We start from the raw sequence: 15632 nt of genomic DNA on the forward strand, positions 1-15632 counted from the left end.
GTACGGCGCATCGGTCGCGCCGCCTCTTCGACACCCCGAGTAGATGCCCGAAATCCTGACTGAGCAACGCGTGCGCCCGGCCAACCCCTGGCACGCCCTGTGGGCGATGTTGGTCGGGTTCTTCATGATCCTCGTCGACTCGACGATCGTCGCCGTGGCCAACAAACGCGTCATGGAGGCGTTGTCCACCGACTACGACGGTGTCATCTGGGTGACCAGCGCCTATCTGCTGGCCTACGCCGTACCGCTGTTGGTGGCCGGCCGCCTCGGTGACCGGTTCGGCCCCAAGAACCTCTACCTGCTGGGGCTGGGGGTGTTCACCCTGGCTTCGCTGTGGTGCGGCCTGTCCGGCTCGATCGAGATGCTGATCGCCGCGCGGGTGGTGCAGGGCATCGGGGCGGCATTGCTGACGCCGCAGACCCTGTCGACGATCACCCGCATCTTCCCGCCGGACCGCCGCGGCGTGGCGATGAGTGTGTGGGGTGCGACCGCCGGGGTGGCCACCCTGGTCGGACCGCTGGCCGGTGGCGTCCTGGTCGACGGGCTGGGCTGGCAGTGGATCTTCTTCGTCAACGTGCCGATCGGTGTGCTCGGCCTGGGGCTGGCGGTATGGCTGGTTCCGGCGTTGCCCACCAAGAAGCACAGTTTCGACGTGCTCGGCGTCGCGCTGTCCGGCATCGCGATGTTCCTCATCGTGTTCGGACTGCAGGAGGGCCAGTCGCACCACTGGGCGCCCTGGATCAGGGCCACCATCGTCGCGGGCACGGGTTTCATGGCCGCATTCGTCTACTGGCAGGCCGTCAACCCGCGCGAGCCGCTGATCCCGCTGACGATCTTCCGGGACCGCGACTTCACCCTGTCGAATGTCGGCATCGCCGTGATCGGCTTCACGGTGACCGCGATGATCCTGCCTGTCATGTTCTATGCGCCCGCGGTGTGCGGGTTGTCCTACACCCGGTCGGCATTGCTCACCGCGCCGATGGCCATCGCGACGGGTGTGCTGGCACCGGTCGTGGGGCGCATCGTCGACCGGGCGCATCCCGCCCCGATCATCGGGTTCGGTTTCGCGGCCATGGCGATCGGGCTGACCTGGTTGTCGATCGAGTTGACGCCCAGCACACCCATCTGGCGGTTGTTGCTCCCGCTGACGGTGATGGGAGCGGGGATGGCATTCATCTGGTCACCGCTGGCGGCCACCGCGACCCGCAACCTGCCGCCCCAGCTCGCGGGGGCCGGGTCCGGCGTCTACAACACCACCCGTCAGGTCGGCTCGGTGCTCGGCAGTGCCGGGATGGCGGCGTTCATGACCTCGCGGATCGGGGCCGAGATGCCGGCCGGCGGCGCCGCACCCGCCGGTGCCGAGGGGCAGGCCACCGTCCTGCCGGATTTCCTGCGCGAGCCGTTCTCGGCGGCGCTGTCCCAATCGCTGTTGCTGCCCGCGTTCGTGGCGTTGTTCGGGGTGGTCGCCGCGCTGTTCCTGCGCGGCAGCGTCGGCGCGCCCCGGTTGGTCACCGGCCTGCCCGCGCCGCGGCTCCCGTCCCCGCCGCCGCAGCATTCCGTGGACGAGCACTGGCACGACGAGGATGACTACATCGAGTACACGGTGGACTGGGCTGAACCGGCCGCCCGCTGCACCGGAGCCGATGCGCCAACTGACCTGCTCCCCGTCGTCGATGGGATGGCGGATGAGTCGATGACCGAACCGCTGTATGCCCATGTCGAACACCCGCTGCCCGCGCCCGCCGATACCTGGCACGCCGGGCCCGTCGACACCTGGCAGCACGTCGAACCCGAACCAGAACCGGAACCCGAACCAGAACCGGAACCGGAACCCGATCGCGCGTGGCGCAGCATCCTCGACGATCTGCTCGCGGACCGTCCGGTGGACCAGATCGCCCGCCCGCACAACGGTTTCCACGCTGACCAGGGCGGCTGGCTCCAGCCCTTACCGCCGTCCGACGATCAGGCCGAGGCGCCATCCGAGGGCAGACATTCGCGCCCCAGTCGAGGCAGGCACTCCCGCGACGAGTGACGGACGGTCAGCGATCTAGTTGACCCCTGGTGGTGGTTCGAAGGGTTGGTACCACCACCATTGGGCGCGTTCGCCGGTCGGTCCGGGGTAGGGCGGGACCAGGTTGTCGAGGTTGCTGTACCCGCCGTCCTCCCAGTGGGTGAGGTGGTGGGCGTGCAGTCCGCGGGTGGCACCGCAGCCCGGCACGACGCAGCAGCGGTCGCGGTGCTCCAGTGCCCGGCGCAGTCGGCGGCTGATGGTGCGGGTGGTCCGGCCGGCGCCGATCGGTTGGCCGTGGCGTTCGAACCACACCTCGCAGATGGCATCACAGAGCAGGTAGCGGCGTTCGCCCTCGGAGAGGACCGGGCCCAGATGCAGCGCAGCTGCTGGCTTCTCGACATCGAGGTGCACGACCACGGTGGTGTGCTGCCCATGCGGGCGGCGCGCGACGTCGGAATCCCAGCCGGCCTCAACCAGGCTCATGAACGCATCCACCCGCGTCGGGAACGCTTCACCGGCGTCGCCCTTGGCTTCGGCGATCAGCGCATCGTGATGGGACTGCAGCGCGGCATCGAATTTCGCGGCTTCCAGCCGCGGCAGCCGAATCCGATAAGTGGTGTACCGCTCCCCGGTGGAGGTTGTGGTGACCTCGGGCCCGGATTCGGGCGGTGTCTCGGGATCGGGTCGCGGTTCCATCGTGATTGCGGTGCGCAACTGGCTGACGGTGGCCACCGCAGCGAGTTCGGCGTAATGCGCATCGGAGCCGGCGGCGGCGCGTTCGGCGATCACCCCGACCTGATCCAGAGACAACCGGCCTTCACGCAGGGCTTCGGTGCAACGCGGAAACTCCTGCAGCCGCCGTGCTACCGCCACCACCGTCTCGGCGTTACGCGGGGCGACCCCGGTCTTCCACGCCACCAACGCGGACATGGAACGTGCGCCGGTCAGGCCGGCGAGCTCCTCGCGCTCCAATTCGGCCACGATCTGTACCAGGCGCCCGTCGATGGCATTGCGTTGTCCGCACAACTCGGCGATCTCGTCGAACAACATCTCCAGCCGCTGTCCGGCGGCCAAAGATGTTGCGGTACTGGACATAAGAACATTCTCGCAGAGGGGTCCGACAAGTAGGGTCAGCTGGTGAGTGCCAGGAACGCGCCGAGTTCGATCAGCCGGTCGGGGGTGGCGGGCAGGTAGTCGGTCAGATGTGCCGACCGCACGATGAATGCGGTGTACTTGGCCCTGCTGACCGCCACGTTGAGTCGATTCCTGTTGAACAGGAACGACACTCCGCGAGGGGCCTCCTCGGCCGAGGAGGTCGCCATAGAGATGAAGACGACCGGCGCCTGCCGCCCCTGGAACTTGTCGACGGTGCCCACTTCGACCTCGGCCAGGCCTGCCGTGTCCAGCGCGCGGCGCAACGTCACCACCTGTGCGTTGTAGGGGGTGACGACGAGGACGTGCTGTGCGGCCAGCGCGACCGTGCCGTGCTCATCGGTCCAGGGGGTACCCAGCAGCGCGGTGATCTCGGCGACGATCGCCTGTGCTTCCTCCGGGCTGTCGGTGGAGTTGCCGTCGTGATCGACGGTCAGCACCCGTACGCCCGGCGTCACGCCCTCCAGATGCCTTGCGCCGCTGACCTCTTCGCGTGCCCGGAGGCGGCCGTCATAGGACAACCGGGAGATGGGTCCGCACACGGCGGGGTGCATCCGGAACGAGTAGTCGAGGAAGTAGCCTCGCTCCTCGGGCAGCGTGTGATGCCCGTCGACCAGCCAGCCCAACGCGGAACCGTCGACCGGCTCGGGATGGGTACCCTGACTGACCTGCGGCAGCTGCTGCGGGTCGCCCAGCAGCATCAGATTGCGGGCCGACGGGGCCACCGCGATGGTGTTGGCCAGACTGTACTGACCGGCCTCTTCGATGACCAGAAGATCCAGCGCCCGCCTCGGGATCTTGTTGGCATTGGCGAAGTCCCACCCCGTTCCGCCCACGACGCAGCCCTCGTTGTTCGCGATGAAACCTGCGAACTCGGGGTTGGTCAGCGCGGTCCAGCCGGAGTTCACCGTATTCACCTTCTTGCCCACCCGCGCGCCGTCGACCCCGGCGGCGATGACATCGCGGAACAGGTTCTCCACCACGGCATGTGATTGAGCCACCACGCCGACGCGCCAACCATGCCCGTTGACCAAGCGCTCGATGACCTTGGCGGAGGTGAACGTCTTGCCGGTGCCGGGCGGGCCGTGCACGGCCAGATACGACGAGTCCAGGGCCAGCAGCGCGGTGCCCATATCCGCGGCCACGTCGCCGGTGCGAGGCAGCGGCCCACCGCCGACCATGCGCGGTGCGCGGCGTAACAGGATGTCGGTGACGGCATCGGCGGGCAGGTCGGGTAGTCCCGCTCCGACCGCCGCCGCGGTATCCGCGATCGACTCCTGCAGCGGTTTGGTGTTGATCGGTGGACCGGGTGTCAGCGCAAAGGGCAGCTGATCGAAGGTGCTGCCGCCCTTCGGTTCCCGCTCGCAGATCACGACCGCCGTCGGAACCTCGGGGTCGTCGCATTCGAGCACCGCGACCGATCCGAACGCGCGGCGGTCGGGATCATCGGTCAGGCCGGCGGGTGCCGGCGGGTCGTAGAGCGCGTACATGTCGTGCGCGAGTCCGCCGTTGGCGAGTTCGCCGGTCAGTCGGACATGACGTTGGGGCTTGCGCGCCTTGGGCGGTTGGTGCCAGTCGTTGACGACTTCGGCTCGTTCGGCGACGAAAACATCACTGTTGTCCGACCATTCGTCGACAGGATTGTTGACGCGGTCGAAGTGCGCCCACCAGAAGGGTTTGTCCTCGCGTTTGTGGAATCCGCGGGCGGCGGCCACCATCGCGACGGCGGTCTGCTCCGGCGTGCGTTCCTCGATACCGTCGCCCGCGAATTTCATCAGGGTGCGATCGAGTGCGTCGGCGACCTTGACTTCGTCCTGAGCCGCTGTGTCCCGCAACGGTTGCGGCCCGCGGGGCGGGACCGACGATTCGATGGCCCGGGCCACCAGCCAGTCGCGCAACCGGCGCGTGGAGCGGCAGTCGTAGCGGTTGTAGTCCTCGATCTCCTTGAGCACGTTGGCTGCCTCGTCGGCGTCGCCCTCGTCGCGCAGGGCGCAGTACCGGGCGTATTGGGTGATGGAGTCGGCGGCATTGGTCACCTCGCCGTCGCGCAGCTCGCCACCCATGTACAGCGGTTCGAGGTACTTGATGCTGTAGCTCTCGGTGCCGACGCGAATGCTCTTGCGCACCAACGGGTAGAGGTCGACCAGAATTCCGTTGCGCAGCAGGTCGTCCACTTCGTTCTCGCCGACGCCGTACCGGCCGGCCAGCCGCAGCAGGGTGCTCTTCTCGTACGCCGCGTAGTGGTAGATGTGCATCTTCGGATAGCGCTTCAACCGTTTGCGCACCATGGCCAGGAAATCGACCAGTGCCCGGCGCTCGGCTTCCCGGTCGTGCGCCCAGAAGGGGGTGAACTCGTCGGCGACGGTCAGCACGCCCCACAGGTACTCCAGACCCCAGTCGCGGCCGTTGACCGTCCACAACGGATCGCCCTCGAAATCGAAGAACAGGTCACCCTTGTCCGCGTCGGGCAGCACCATCAGCGGCTGCGCGTCGACGACCTCGAACGGTGGTTTGCCGTCGATCCGCTCGGCGATCTGCAGTCGCGCCTGCGCGGTCAGCGTCGTGACGGTGCGCTTGGACAGTTCAGGCACCGCACCCTCGTGGGCGGCCAACTGGTGCACCGTGCCGATGCCGGCGTCGATCAACCGGGCACGCTGGCTGGTGCGCATCCCGGCGACCAGCAGGAGGTCATCGGTCTCCTTCACCTGCACGCTGCACTCGGGGCACCGGAAACAGGCCCGCACCTGCTCGTCGGCCCAGGACACCGGCCGGTCGCCGGCCAGATGCTCGTCGAGCAGCCGCTGCAGGGCCGCGCGCCGCGGCAGGTAGACCGGCAGCAGCTCGTCGACCTGGTACCGCGACACCGCGCCGTCGCCGAGCACCAACTCCACCTCCGCAGCCACCGGGACACCAGCAGTGGTCAGTGCGTCGGCATAGGCGGCCAGCTGCAGCAGCGCCTCCACCTTCACCGACCGGGACAGTTTCGTGTCCCGAAGTCGATAGCGCTGCCCGGCTGGACCGGACTCGAGATGCAGGAAGTCGGCGAACCCGGCGAACCGGCCGTCGAACATCGCCGCCTGATAGATCGCGGGTGCCCGGCGCTCCACCGCGGCCATGGTCTGCTCGGCGGCGGCGGTGAGACCCGCGACCGTGTAGGGCGGCCGCCCGATCACGGTGACCGTGTCCTCGGTGCGCAGCTCCTCCAGATGGCGCTGTTCGTGGTCGTGGCCGAGCGCTGCGGTGCGGGCCAGAAGTTCGTCGGCGGCCGACACCTTCGGGCCACGGCCCAGTTGCGCGTCGAACGAACGCAGCAGCGCGTATTCACACCGGGCCGCGGCCGCGAGATCGGAGGCGCTGTAGATCACACGATCGTCGGCCACGAACACGCCCCCAGGCTAGGGGAGACGGCCGACAACCTCGACGACGACAGTGCCGACGACTCAGTGCCCGGTGTTGCCGATCAGCTCGACGCCGTTGCCGTTCCAGCGGAATCGCACCACGCTGTCCAACCCGGGCGTGCCGTTGCTGAATTTCAGGGCGACGGTGTCGCCGGTGCTGGCGGTCTCGTCGATGCCGTTGAAGCCGTAGGTGTCGGGCACCCCGGTCGGGATGAACTTGCCGAGGTGGAACATCACGGCCCGAGTGCTGGCGTTCGGCGCGTTGGTGTTGGCCTTGACGATCACCACCGACAGGGGCGCGCACTCGTTGTAGTTGCCTGCCAAGGGCTCCGGGCTCCATGCCTGATTGCTGCGCGGATCGCGGGGAAGTTCGGACACCGCCTTGACGATCTCGGGGGCGGCCAGGTTCACCGCGCAGGGATCGGGGGCGGGAGCCGCCGTCGTCGGGGTGACGATGGGTGCGGGTGCGGCCACAGACGGAACGGGGGCCTGCCCGGTGCTGGCTTCCGGTGTCTTGGAGACGGTCGAATCGCTCGATCCACAGCTCGTCAGGAGGGGTCCCGATGTGACTGCCACCGCCAGCATCGCCCCCAGCGCCACCCTCCGCACAACACCGAACCGTACCTGCTTGCCGAGGCAAGCGGAGCGACGGGAATCCGGCTCCGCCAGGCAGGGCGGCGCGCACGCTCTAGACTGCTCGTGAAATGACTTCCCCTGATGACGGCGCGACCGACGCCGAGACGACCTTCGCTGACCTGCAGATTCACCCGGCTGTGCTGCAGGCCGTCAAAGACGTCGGCTACGAGTCGCCGTCGGCGATCCAGGCCGCGACGATTCCGCCGATGCTGGCCGGGTCCGATGTCGTGGGCCTGGCCCAGACCGGCACCGGGAAGACCGCGGCGTTCGCGATCCCGATCCTGTCCAAGATCGACCCGTCCAGCAAGCACACCCAGGCACTGGTGCTGGCGCCGACGCGTGAGCTTGCGCTGCAGGTGGCGGAGGCTTTCGGGCGCTATGGCGCGCACCTGCCCGGTATCAATGTGCTGCCGATCTACGGCGGTTCCTCCTACGGTCCGCAGTTGGCCGGGCTCAAGCGCGGTGCACAGATCGTGGTCGGCACGCCGGGGCGCGTGATCGACCATCTGGAGAAGGGCCGCCTGGACCTCTCGCACCTGGACTACCTGGTGCTCGACGAGGCCGACGAGATGCTCCAGATGGGCTTCGCCGAGGACGTCGAGCGGATCCTGGCCGACACTCCCGAGTACAAGCAGGTGGCGCTGTTCTCGGCCACCATGCCGCCGGCCATCCGCAAGATCACCAGCAAGTACCTGCAGGATGCCGTCGAAGTGGCGGTCAAGACGAAGACGGCCACGGCGGAGAACATCACACAGCGGTTCATCCAGGTGGACGGCCGGCGCAAGATGGACGCGCTGACGCGGGTGCTCGAGGTCGAAGAGTTCGACGCGATGATCATCTTCGTCAGGACCAAGCAGGCCACCGAGGAGGTCGCCGAGAAGCTGCGCGCGCGCGGATTCTCCGCCGCCGCCATCAACGGCGACATCGCCCAGGCGCAGCGTGAGCGGACCATCGCCAATCTCAAGGCGGGCGGCGCCAAGGGCATCGACATCCTGGTGGCCACCGATGTGGCGGCGCGCGGCCTGGACGTCGACCGCATCACCTACGTGCTCAACTACGACATCCCGCACGACCCGGAGTCCTATGTGCACCGCATCGGCCGTACCGGCCGGGCGGGCCGCTCGGGTACGGCACTGCTGTTCGTGTCGCCGCGCGAACGTCATCTGCTGAAGTCGATCGAGCGCATCAGCCGGCAGAAGCTCATCGAGATCGAACTGCCCAGCGTCGACGACGTCAACGCCCAGCGAGTGGCCAAGTTCAACGATTCGATCAGTGACGCACTCAACGCGCCGGGCATCGAGCTGTTCCGCAGGCTCATCGAGGACTACGAGCGCGACCACGACGTGCCGATCGCCGATATCGCCGCCGCGCTGGCGCTGGAGTCGCGTGACGGTGAAGCCTTCCTGATGACCGAGCCGCCGCCGGAGAAGCGGCGCGAGCGCGAGGACCGGGCGCCGCGCGAGGACGGGCCCGGGCACGGGCACAAGAAGCACAGCACGCGCAGCGATCTGGCGACCTACCGCATCGCGGTGGGCAAGCGGCACAAGGTCGCGCCCGGCGCCATCGTCGGTGCCATCGCCAACGAGGGCGGTCTGCACCGCAGCGATTTCGGCCACATCTCCATCCGCGTCGACCACTCGCTGGTGGAACTGCCGGCCAAATTGCCGGGCAAGGTGTTCAAAGCCCTTGAGAACACCCGCATTCAGGGTGTGTTGATCAACCTGCAACCCGATCGCCCGCAGAAGCCACGACGCAAGGATTCGTGACGCTGCGACCGGAGACATGCGAACAGGGCGGCCTGGAGTCGGTCACTTCGGTGGACCGCGTCGCGTCGCTCACCGGTGTGCGGGCACTCGCGGCCTTGCTGGTGGTGCTCACCCATGCGGCGTACACCACCGGCAAGTACAACCACGGCTACGTGGGTCTGCTGTTGTCCCGTGCCGAGATCGGCGTGCCGATCTTCTTCGTGCTGTCCGGTTATCTGCTGTTCAAACCCTGGGTCGACAGGGCGGCCGCCGGGGCCGTCGCGCCGTCGGTGCGCCGCTACGCCTGGCACCGAGTGCGCCGCATCATGCCGGCGTACGTCGTCACGGTGCTGGCCGCCTACGCCATCTATCACTTTCGCGAGGCCGGGCCGAATCCCGGCCATAACTGGACCGGTCTGCTCCGCAATCTGACGCTGACCCAGATCTACACCGACAACTACCTGTTCTCCTATCTGCACCAGGGGCTCACACAGATGTGGAGCCTGGCGGTCGAGGCGGCGTTCTACGTCGCGCTGCCTCTGCTCGCCTGGCTGTTGCTGGTGGTGCTGTGCCGGCGGCGCTGGCGGCCGGGACTGCTGATCATCGGGTTGTTCGGGCTGCTCGCCGTCAACCCGGCGTGGCTGGCGCTGGTGCACACCACGCAGGGGCTGCCGGACGGCGCCCGCTTGTGGCTGCCGACCTATCTGCCCTGGTTCCTCGGCGGCATGCTGCTGGCGGTGCTGCAGGCGATCGGGGTGCGGGCCTACGCGATGGTGTGTATCCCGTTGGCTCTGGTCAGCTACCTCATCGTGGCCACCCCGATCGCCGGTGAACCCACCACCTCGCCGGCCAAGCTGTCCGAGGCACTGGTCAAGACCGCCTTCTACGCGGTCATCGCCACGCTTGTGGTCGCTCCCCTGGCGTTGGGAGATCACGGTTGGTACTCACGGCTGCTGGGCAGCAGGCCGATGGTGTTCCTCGGTGAGATCTCCTACGAGATCTTCCTCGTCCACCTGGTCCTGATGGAGCTGGTGATGGTGGAGATCCTGGGCTACCCGGTCTACACCGGCCCGATGTGGTGGCTGTTCTTCTGGACGATGGCGGTGACCATCCCGCTGGCGTGGCTTCTGCACCGCGCCACTCGAGTGCGAGGATAGGGTACCCTTACTTAAGCATTGAACACTCGTCGAGGGGGATGCATTGTCCGAGCAGAAGCCGTCTCGCGGATTGTCCGGCGCGCTCGTCAAACTGTGGCGCGGCGGGGACTACGAACTCACGGTGACCGGCCGGACCGAGATCACTGCGCACTTCCTGCGCCTGCACTTCGCTGCCGCGGAGCTGCTCGCCGACCGGCCCATCCACCCGACGATGTGGGTCCGCGGCTGGTTTCCCGACGGCGCCAAATCGCATCAGCGTGGCTACACCTTGGTCAACCCCGATCCGGTCGCGGGCACGGTGGACATCGACTTCGCCCTGCACGACGGGCTGGCCACGCGGTGGGCCACCGAGGCCGCACCGGGCGACATCCTGGAGGTGACCGTGTTGGGTAGCGATTTCGTGCTGCCCGCACCGGCGCCGGAGGGTTACGTCATCGTCGGCGACACCGCCTCGCTACCGGCGATCAACTCGCTTCTGGAAGCCATCGGCGACGCACCGGCCCGGGTGTTCCTGGAGTCGGCACACGAGGGCGACCGTGAGCTGCCGGTGGCACGCCCCGGCGTGACCTGGGTGGACCGCAAGAACGCGGGGGAGGCGCTCGTCGAAGCGGTGGCCGCGGCAGCATTCGACGCCTCCGCGCACTTCGGTTGGGTGGCCTGTGACAACCGCACGACCCGTGCGGTGGCCAAGGTCCTGCGGGAGGATTACAAGATTCCGAAGCGCTCGCTCAAGGCGCGCGCCTACTGGGCTGCCTGACCGGTTGCTCGGGCCTGACCACGGGCACCACGAAGGATTCCAGCATCGCGCGCTCGTCCTCGGCGTCGCGGCCGGGAAACAGCAGCAGCGACACCAGTATCCGGATCACCCAGCGGGCCCTCGCCTCGACTCCGGTCGTGTCGCCCAGTGTCGCCAGGAAGCCCTGGGCCAAGGCTGCGATCACCTCGGATTGCGCGGCCATATCGCCGCCGATGGGGCGGTGGGTGCTGGCGAACCAGGACGCCAGGGCGGGAGTGTCGCGGACGCGTTGCACGGCGGCGAGCATCCCGGTGACCAGCCGTTCGTCCGGATCGGTCAGGCCGGCAAGCTGCTTGCCGATCGCGCCGAACACCCGCTGCGTCTCGCGGTGCACGTACGCGGTGTACAGCACATCGCGATTCTCGAAGTAGCGGTACAGCGTCGCGCGCGAACAGCCTGCGGCCGTGGCGATGTCGTTCATCCCCACGGTCGCCGCGTCCCGCCGGGTGAACAGATCGTCGGCGGCGTCGAGAATGCGTTCGGCCGCCACCTCGGTGCGTCGCTCGGCGAGCCAGTCCGGCATGCTTGTCAGCCTACTGTGAAGGGCACCGACAGCGGCCGGCGCACGTAACTGCCACCGGCCCACACGATATCGTCCTCGTCGACGGTGAATTCCGGTATGCGGGTGAGTAATTCCTCCAGTGCGACCCGGGACTGCATCCGCGCCGCGGCGGCGCCCAGGCAGTGGTGTGCGCCGTGGCTGAAGGTCAGGATGTTGCGCGGTCGGCGAGTCACGTCCAACTCGGCGGCGTCGGGTCCGTACTGCCGCTCGTCCCGGTTGCCCGAGCCGTACAAGAGCAACACCTTGCGGTCGGCGGGAATGGTGGTGTCGCCGATCGTGACGTCGCGGGTGACGGTGCGGGCCAGGCCCTGTACCGGCGAGGTCAGCCGCAGGAATTCGTCGACGGCATCGGGGATCAGCTCCGGTTGCCGGGCGAGCAGCCGTCGTTGATCGGGTCGCCGGTGCAGCAGTTGCACTGAGCCGCCGAGCATCCCGGTGGTGGTGTCGTTGCCGCCGGTGACCATCGTGAAGGTGAACGCCAGAATGGACAGCACCCCGGCGATGTCACCGTCGGCGCCGATGCCCGCGGCCACCAGGTGCGAGACCGTGTCGTCCTCCGGTTCGACCCGGCGCCGTTCGATGAGGGCGGTGAAGTACGCCATCATCGAACCGAGTGCCTCGCCGAGTGTCTCCAGCGCGCCGGTGATCCCGCCCTCGGCGGTGTTGGCCGCCACGATGGCCTCGGTCCAGCCGTCGAACTGGTCGCGGTCCTCCTCCGGTACGCCGAGGTAGTGCGCGACCACCATCGACGGCAACGGCTTGAACAGTTCGGTGACGATGTCGCCGCCGCCGTTCGAACGCAACCCCTCGATGCGCTCGACGACGAACTGGCGGACCTTGGGTTCCACGGCCTCGACCTGCCGCGGGGTGAAGCCGCGGGACACCAGCTTGCGGAACTCGGTGTGGGCGGGTGGGTCCTGCATGACCATCGGCGGATTGTCCTGCAGCCCAATCATTTCCAGCTCCCCGTAGTTGACGGTGAGCCCCTGCGCCGAGGAGAACGTCTGGTGGTCGCGGGCCGCCGTGAAGATGTCGGCGTGCCGGGACAGCACGTAATAGTCCTGCTCGGGATTGTCCGGAATGACGTGGTGGACCGGGTCGTGGTCGCGCAGTGCGGCGTACAGCGCGAATGGGTCGGCCCAGGTGTCCGCGCCGGCGAGCTGGAAGCGGGGCGCGTGAGACACATCAAGTGACATGTCTTATGTGTATGGCAGATGGTTGCTGGTGTCAATGGTCCTGGAGAATCTCGGTTGGTTGTCCTAATCCCAGATGATTTGTCCACTTGTCTGTCCAATTGGGCAGACAAGTTGGACGAGACCCGCGGTAGCGGAGGGGCGATTCCTAATCAAGCCCGTGGAATGCACTGTTATTGAGCTGCCGCTCCTGTGTGCTAAAGATCTTGCTTCGCAGCCCTTTCGGAATATCGCGCCGAATAATGGCCGGTCGATGGCGGTGTACGCGCATCGGGTGGGGTTTTCGGCGAGACGCTGCTTACCGTTTACAAGTGGCTGTTGACTTGTCCAAGCTGCAACTGTCGGCGCGTGACCTCGACGAGTTCGCCTTGGATGCTCCACCGAGAACCATCCGGATCCGCGGCCAGTAGCTCTCCGGCAACGCACCAGTGGTCGGCGGGATCCCATTTCACGCGCTCGCGGTAGGGCGATACCAGTCGCGAGACGGCGCCCAGCGCGGCCCATCGCTGATCAAGCAGATGTTGCTCGATCTCGGCAGGCTCTGCGTCTAGGGCCATCGCCAAGCGCTCGGTGACTGTCGGCAAGACCGTTGCGTCGGTATGAGCCTGAAACGCACTGATCACACCGTCGAAGATGGGCTTTATCAGGTCTCCCCACCCGGGTTGGCGGCCCTGTGGAGGGCGGACTTGAACCCGTACGGCGAACGCGGTGTCGACCGCAGATCCTGGTTTGGCCACCTCGATTAGTCCTTGCGCCCGGGCGCGTGCCAGAGCTAGCCAGACTTGTGCGAGCTTCGAGTCTGAGGACGGATGGAAGTCGGTCCAGTCGAATGCCGCCAGCGTTCGGCCGAGCTGCCAATGCGTGAAGTGAGCTGACCTGGCTGCTACTTCGTATCGGTAGGCGAACGCGTACTTATCGCCGTTCGGGCCGGCTGGCACCGTGGTTCCGTGCTCGAAGCGGATCCCGTTGCGTCCCGGGAGTCGAAACGACGGACCGATGTTGTACAGCACGAGGTTCTCGACATCAGCGTTGACGCGCTTGGCGCCGAAGTATGTGGCGTGTAGGACCTGCTGGAGGTTTGGTTCGAGATCGTTGCACGCTTCGCGAATCTCGGTGCGCAACTGCTCCTGCCAGGCCGGGAGGCGCCCGAAACGGATGTAGTCGTCGGCCCAAGCCTGGACTGCGGGACTGCCCGCGGATGGCATCCGGATTGCGCGACGTCCTTCGGCCAGTGTCGCTGCTGTGACTGTCGTGGGCCTGCTGGAAGACACAGCGGCAGGGGCGATCTTGGATTGCTGCTGCGGCGTGGCGTTCATGTCCCGAGTGCCGGGTCGGCACGTGCCGCACGGAGAGATGGGCTGCCCGACAGTCTCGATCGCCCAGCACTGTACATCGTCTAGGCGGTCGCCGCACACCTTCTTGTACGGCCCGGTCCAAGTGCCGCCGCGAGGATTCCGGCCGCCGATCGTGTGGCAATGCGCATTGTGTACTCGCGACTGGGCCAGGCTGTGGCTGTCCGCGATGTTGATTACGTATCCGTCGGCGTGGGTAGCGAGCCAGGCCAGGTAACCAGGGGTCTGCTGCACGAATAGGTGACATCTGAGTTGGCTTGCCCGGGACGGGTGAGCTGGAAGGATGTCCTTGTGCCCAGGCCCTACCCCCGAGAGTTCCGTGACGATGTTGTGCGGGTCGCTCGTAACCGCGATGACGGTGTGACGATCGAGCAGATCGCTACTGATTTCGGTGTGCACCCGATGACGCTGCACAAGTGGATTCGCCAAGCCGATATCGATGAGGGCACCAAGCCCGGGAAGAGCACCGGCGAGTCTGCGGAGCTGCGGGATGCGCGGCGGCGGATCAAGTTGTTGGAGCAGGAAAACGAGGTCCTGCGCCGGGCGACCGCGTATTTGTCGCAGGCCAATCTGCCGGGAAAAGGGTCTACCCGCTCGTGAAGGAGCTCGCCGCCGACGGGATTCCCGTCGCGGTGACGTGCCGGGTACTTAAGCTCGCCCGCCAGCCCTATTACCGCTGGCTGGACCAGCCGATCACTGACGCCGAACTCGTCGAGGCCTACCGCGCCAACGCCCTGTTCGACGCCCACCGCGACGATCCGGAGTTCGGGTATCGCTACCTGGTCGAAGAGGCCCGCGATGCTGGTGAGCCGATGGCCGAGCGGACCGCTTGGCGCATCTGCTCGCAGAATCGGTTGTGGAGCGTGTTCGGCAAGAAGCGCGGCAAGAACGGCAAAGTCGGGCCGCCGGTGCACGACGATCTCGTCGAGCGCGACTTCACAGCAGATGCACCAAATCAGTTGTGGCTCAGCGATATCACCGAACACCGGACCGGCGAAGGCAAGCTCTACCTGTGCGCAATCAAGGACGTGTTCTCCAACCGCATTGTCGGATACTCGATCGACTCCCGGATGAAATCCCGGTTGGCCACGACCGCGCTCAGTAGTGCGGTTGCACGACGAGGTGGAGTGGCCGGTTGCATTCTGCACAGCGACCGCGGCAGTCAATTTCGAAGCCGAAAGTTCGTTCACGCCTTGGGTCGTTACGACATGGTCGGCTCGATGGGCCGCGTCGGTGCCGCCGGCGACAATGCGGCCATGGAGAGCTTCTTCAGCCTCCTACAGAAGAACGTGCTCGATCGCCGCCGCTGGGCCACCCGCGAGGAGTTGAGGATCGCCATCGTCACCTGGATCGAACGGACCTACCACCGACGCCGACGCCAGGCCGGCCTCGGGCGCTTGACCCCGATCGAATACGAAGCGAGTATGACCACACCGGCCAGTCAGGCTGCGTGACCGCAACTGTCACCTGATCGTGCAGCAGACCCCAGCGTCGTCATTGCGAAACTCGATGTACCTAGACATGGCCGAGCATTTTGCCCGTAGCCACCGACAGGCAGGACGCTTTCCCCGCATGTCTGGTGAGTCTTCGTTGCGAATGAGTGGCACGCACTGTGCGGATAGGTCGCGAA

The 15632-nt window shown here is 66.9% G+C and carries 11 protein-coding genes; 5 read left to right on the forward strand and 6 right to left on the reverse strand.

Annotation, left to right across the window (positions count from 1 at the left end):
• The first annotated feature begins 43 nt into the window (after positions 1 to 43).
• Complete coding sequence (locus tag QN239_RS09905) at positions 44 to 2032, forward strand: MFS transporter (protein WP_499009936.1); 1989 nt, start codon at positions 44 to 46, stop codon at positions 2030 to 2032.
• A 15-nt stretch (positions 2033 to 2047) separates the two neighbouring features.
• On the opposite strand, the gene QN239_RS09910 is transcribed toward QN239_RS09905, so the two are convergent.
• The 3 genes from QN239_RS09910 to QN239_RS09920 are packed head-to-tail and all read right to left on the reverse strand — an operon-like array spanning position 2048 to position 7146.
• Positions 2048 to 3106: an HNH endonuclease signature motif containing protein gene (locus tag QN239_RS09910; RefSeq protein WP_499009938.1), complete on the reverse strand. Its 1059-nt coding sequence runs from the start codon at positions 3104 to 3106 to the stop codon at positions 2048 to 2050.
• Between the two features lie 35 nt (positions 3107 to 3141).
• Complete coding sequence (locus QN239_RS09915; protein WP_499009940.1) at positions 3142 to 6549, reverse strand: TM0106 family RecB-like putative nuclease; 3408 nt, start codon at positions 6547 to 6549, stop codon at positions 3142 to 3144.
• 54 nt (positions 6550 to 6603) lie between these two features.
• Positions 6604 to 7146, reverse strand: coding sequence for an LppP/LprE family lipoprotein (locus QN239_RS09920; protein ID WP_090364079.1), 543 nt, complete (start codon positions 7144 to 7146; stop codon positions 6604 to 6606).
• A 119-nt stretch (positions 7147 to 7265) separates the two neighbouring features.
• On the opposite strand from QN239_RS09920, the gene QN239_RS09925 reads away from it, so the two are divergent.
• Genes QN239_RS09925 through QN239_RS09935 form a run of 3 tightly spaced genes read left to right on the forward strand, consistent with a single transcriptional unit; the run spans position 7266 to position 10856 of the window.
• The gene (locus tag QN239_RS09925; RefSeq protein WP_499009942.1) at positions 7266 to 8963 is read left to right on the forward strand and encodes a DEAD/DEAH box helicase; all 1698 of its coding nucleotides are present in this window, start codon (positions 7266 to 7268) and stop codon (positions 8961 to 8963) included.
• Positions 8960 to 10099 (forward strand): acyltransferase family protein, encoded by a 1140-nt coding sequence (locus tag QN239_RS09930; RefSeq protein ID WP_499009944.1) that lies wholly within the window; start codon positions 8960 to 8962, stop codon positions 10097 to 10099. The genes QN239_RS09925 and QN239_RS09930 overlap by 4 nt, the downstream gene beginning before the upstream one ends.
• A gap of 43 nt (positions 10100 to 10142) precedes the next feature.
• Positions 10143 to 10856: a siderophore-interacting protein gene (locus QN239_RS09935; RefSeq protein WP_499009946.1), complete on the forward strand. Its 714-nt coding sequence runs from the start codon at positions 10143 to 10145 to the stop codon at positions 10854 to 10856.
• Here the strand turns inward: QN239_RS09935 and QN239_RS09940 are convergent.
• From QN239_RS09940 to QN239_RS09950, 3 genes are all read right to left on the reverse strand, one after another.
• Positions 10828 to 11418 carry a TetR/AcrR family transcriptional regulator gene (locus tag QN239_RS09940; RefSeq protein ID WP_499009947.1) on the reverse strand — a complete coding sequence of 197 codons (591 nt, stop codon included), beginning with the start codon at positions 11416 to 11418 and terminating at the stop codon, positions 10828 to 10830. The genes QN239_RS09935 and QN239_RS09940 overlap by 29 nt on opposite strands.
• A gap of 5 nt (positions 11419 to 11423) precedes the next feature.
• Positions 11424 to 12653 carry a cytochrome P450 gene (locus QN239_RS09945; RefSeq protein WP_499009949.1) on the reverse strand — a complete coding sequence of 410 codons (1230 nt, stop codon included), beginning with the start codon at positions 12651 to 12653 and terminating at the stop codon, positions 11424 to 11426.
• 302 nt (positions 12654 to 12955) lie between these two features.
• A complete protein-coding gene (locus QN239_RS09950) occupies positions 12956 to 13966 on the reverse strand; it encodes a hypothetical protein (RefSeq protein WP_499009950.1) in 1011 nt (336 codons plus the stop codon).
• Positions 13967 to 14293: 327 nt separating this feature from the next.
• Between QN239_RS09950 and QN239_RS09955 the strand changes: the two genes are divergently transcribed.
• Positions 14294 to 15456 (forward strand): IS3 family transposase gene (locus QN239_RS09955; protein WP_499008985.1). Its coding sequence is split into 2 segments (ribosomal slippage): positions 14294 to 14578 and positions 14581 to 15456, totalling 1161 coding nucleotides; the frame shifts between segments, so codons are not numbered across the junction.
• Positions 15457 to 15632: the final 176 nt, after the last annotated feature.

The sequence above is a fragment of the Mycolicibacterium sp. Y3 genome (assembly GCF_051188035.1).
GTDB lineage: Bacteria > Actinomycetota > Actinomycetes > Mycobacteriales > Mycobacteriaceae > Mycobacterium > Mycobacterium fluoranthenivorans.

What these genes read in the sequence shown, in the direction of transcription:
- QN239_RS09905 (WP_499009936.1), top strand. Translation starts at nt 44, where the DNA reads ATGCCCGAAATCCTGACTGAGCAACGCGTGCGCCCGGCCAACCCCTGG.
- QN239_RS09910 (WP_499009938.1), bottom strand. Translation starts at nt 3,106, where the DNA reads ATGTCCAGTACCGCAACATCTTTGGCCGCCGGACAGCGGCTGGAGATG.
- QN239_RS09920 (WP_090364079.1), bottom strand. Translation starts at nt 7,146, where the DNA reads ATGCTGGCGGTGGCAGTCACATCGGGACCCCTCCTGACGAGCTGTGGA.
- QN239_RS09925 (WP_499009942.1), top strand. Translation starts at nt 7,266, where the DNA reads ATGACTTCCCCTGATGACGGCGCGACCGACGCCGAGACGACCTTCGCT.
- QN239_RS09940 (WP_499009947.1), bottom strand. Translation starts at nt 11,418, where the DNA reads ATGCCGGACTGGCTCGCCGAGCGACGCACCGAGGTGGCGGCCGAACGC.
- QN239_RS09945 (WP_499009949.1), bottom strand. Translation starts at nt 12,653, where the DNA reads ATGTCACTTGATGTGTCTCACGCGCCCCGCTTCCAGCTCGCCGGCGCG.
- QN239_RS09950 (WP_499009950.1), bottom strand. Translation starts at nt 13,966, where the DNA reads ATGAACGCCACGCCGCAGCAGCAATCCAAGATCGCCCCTGCCGCTGTG.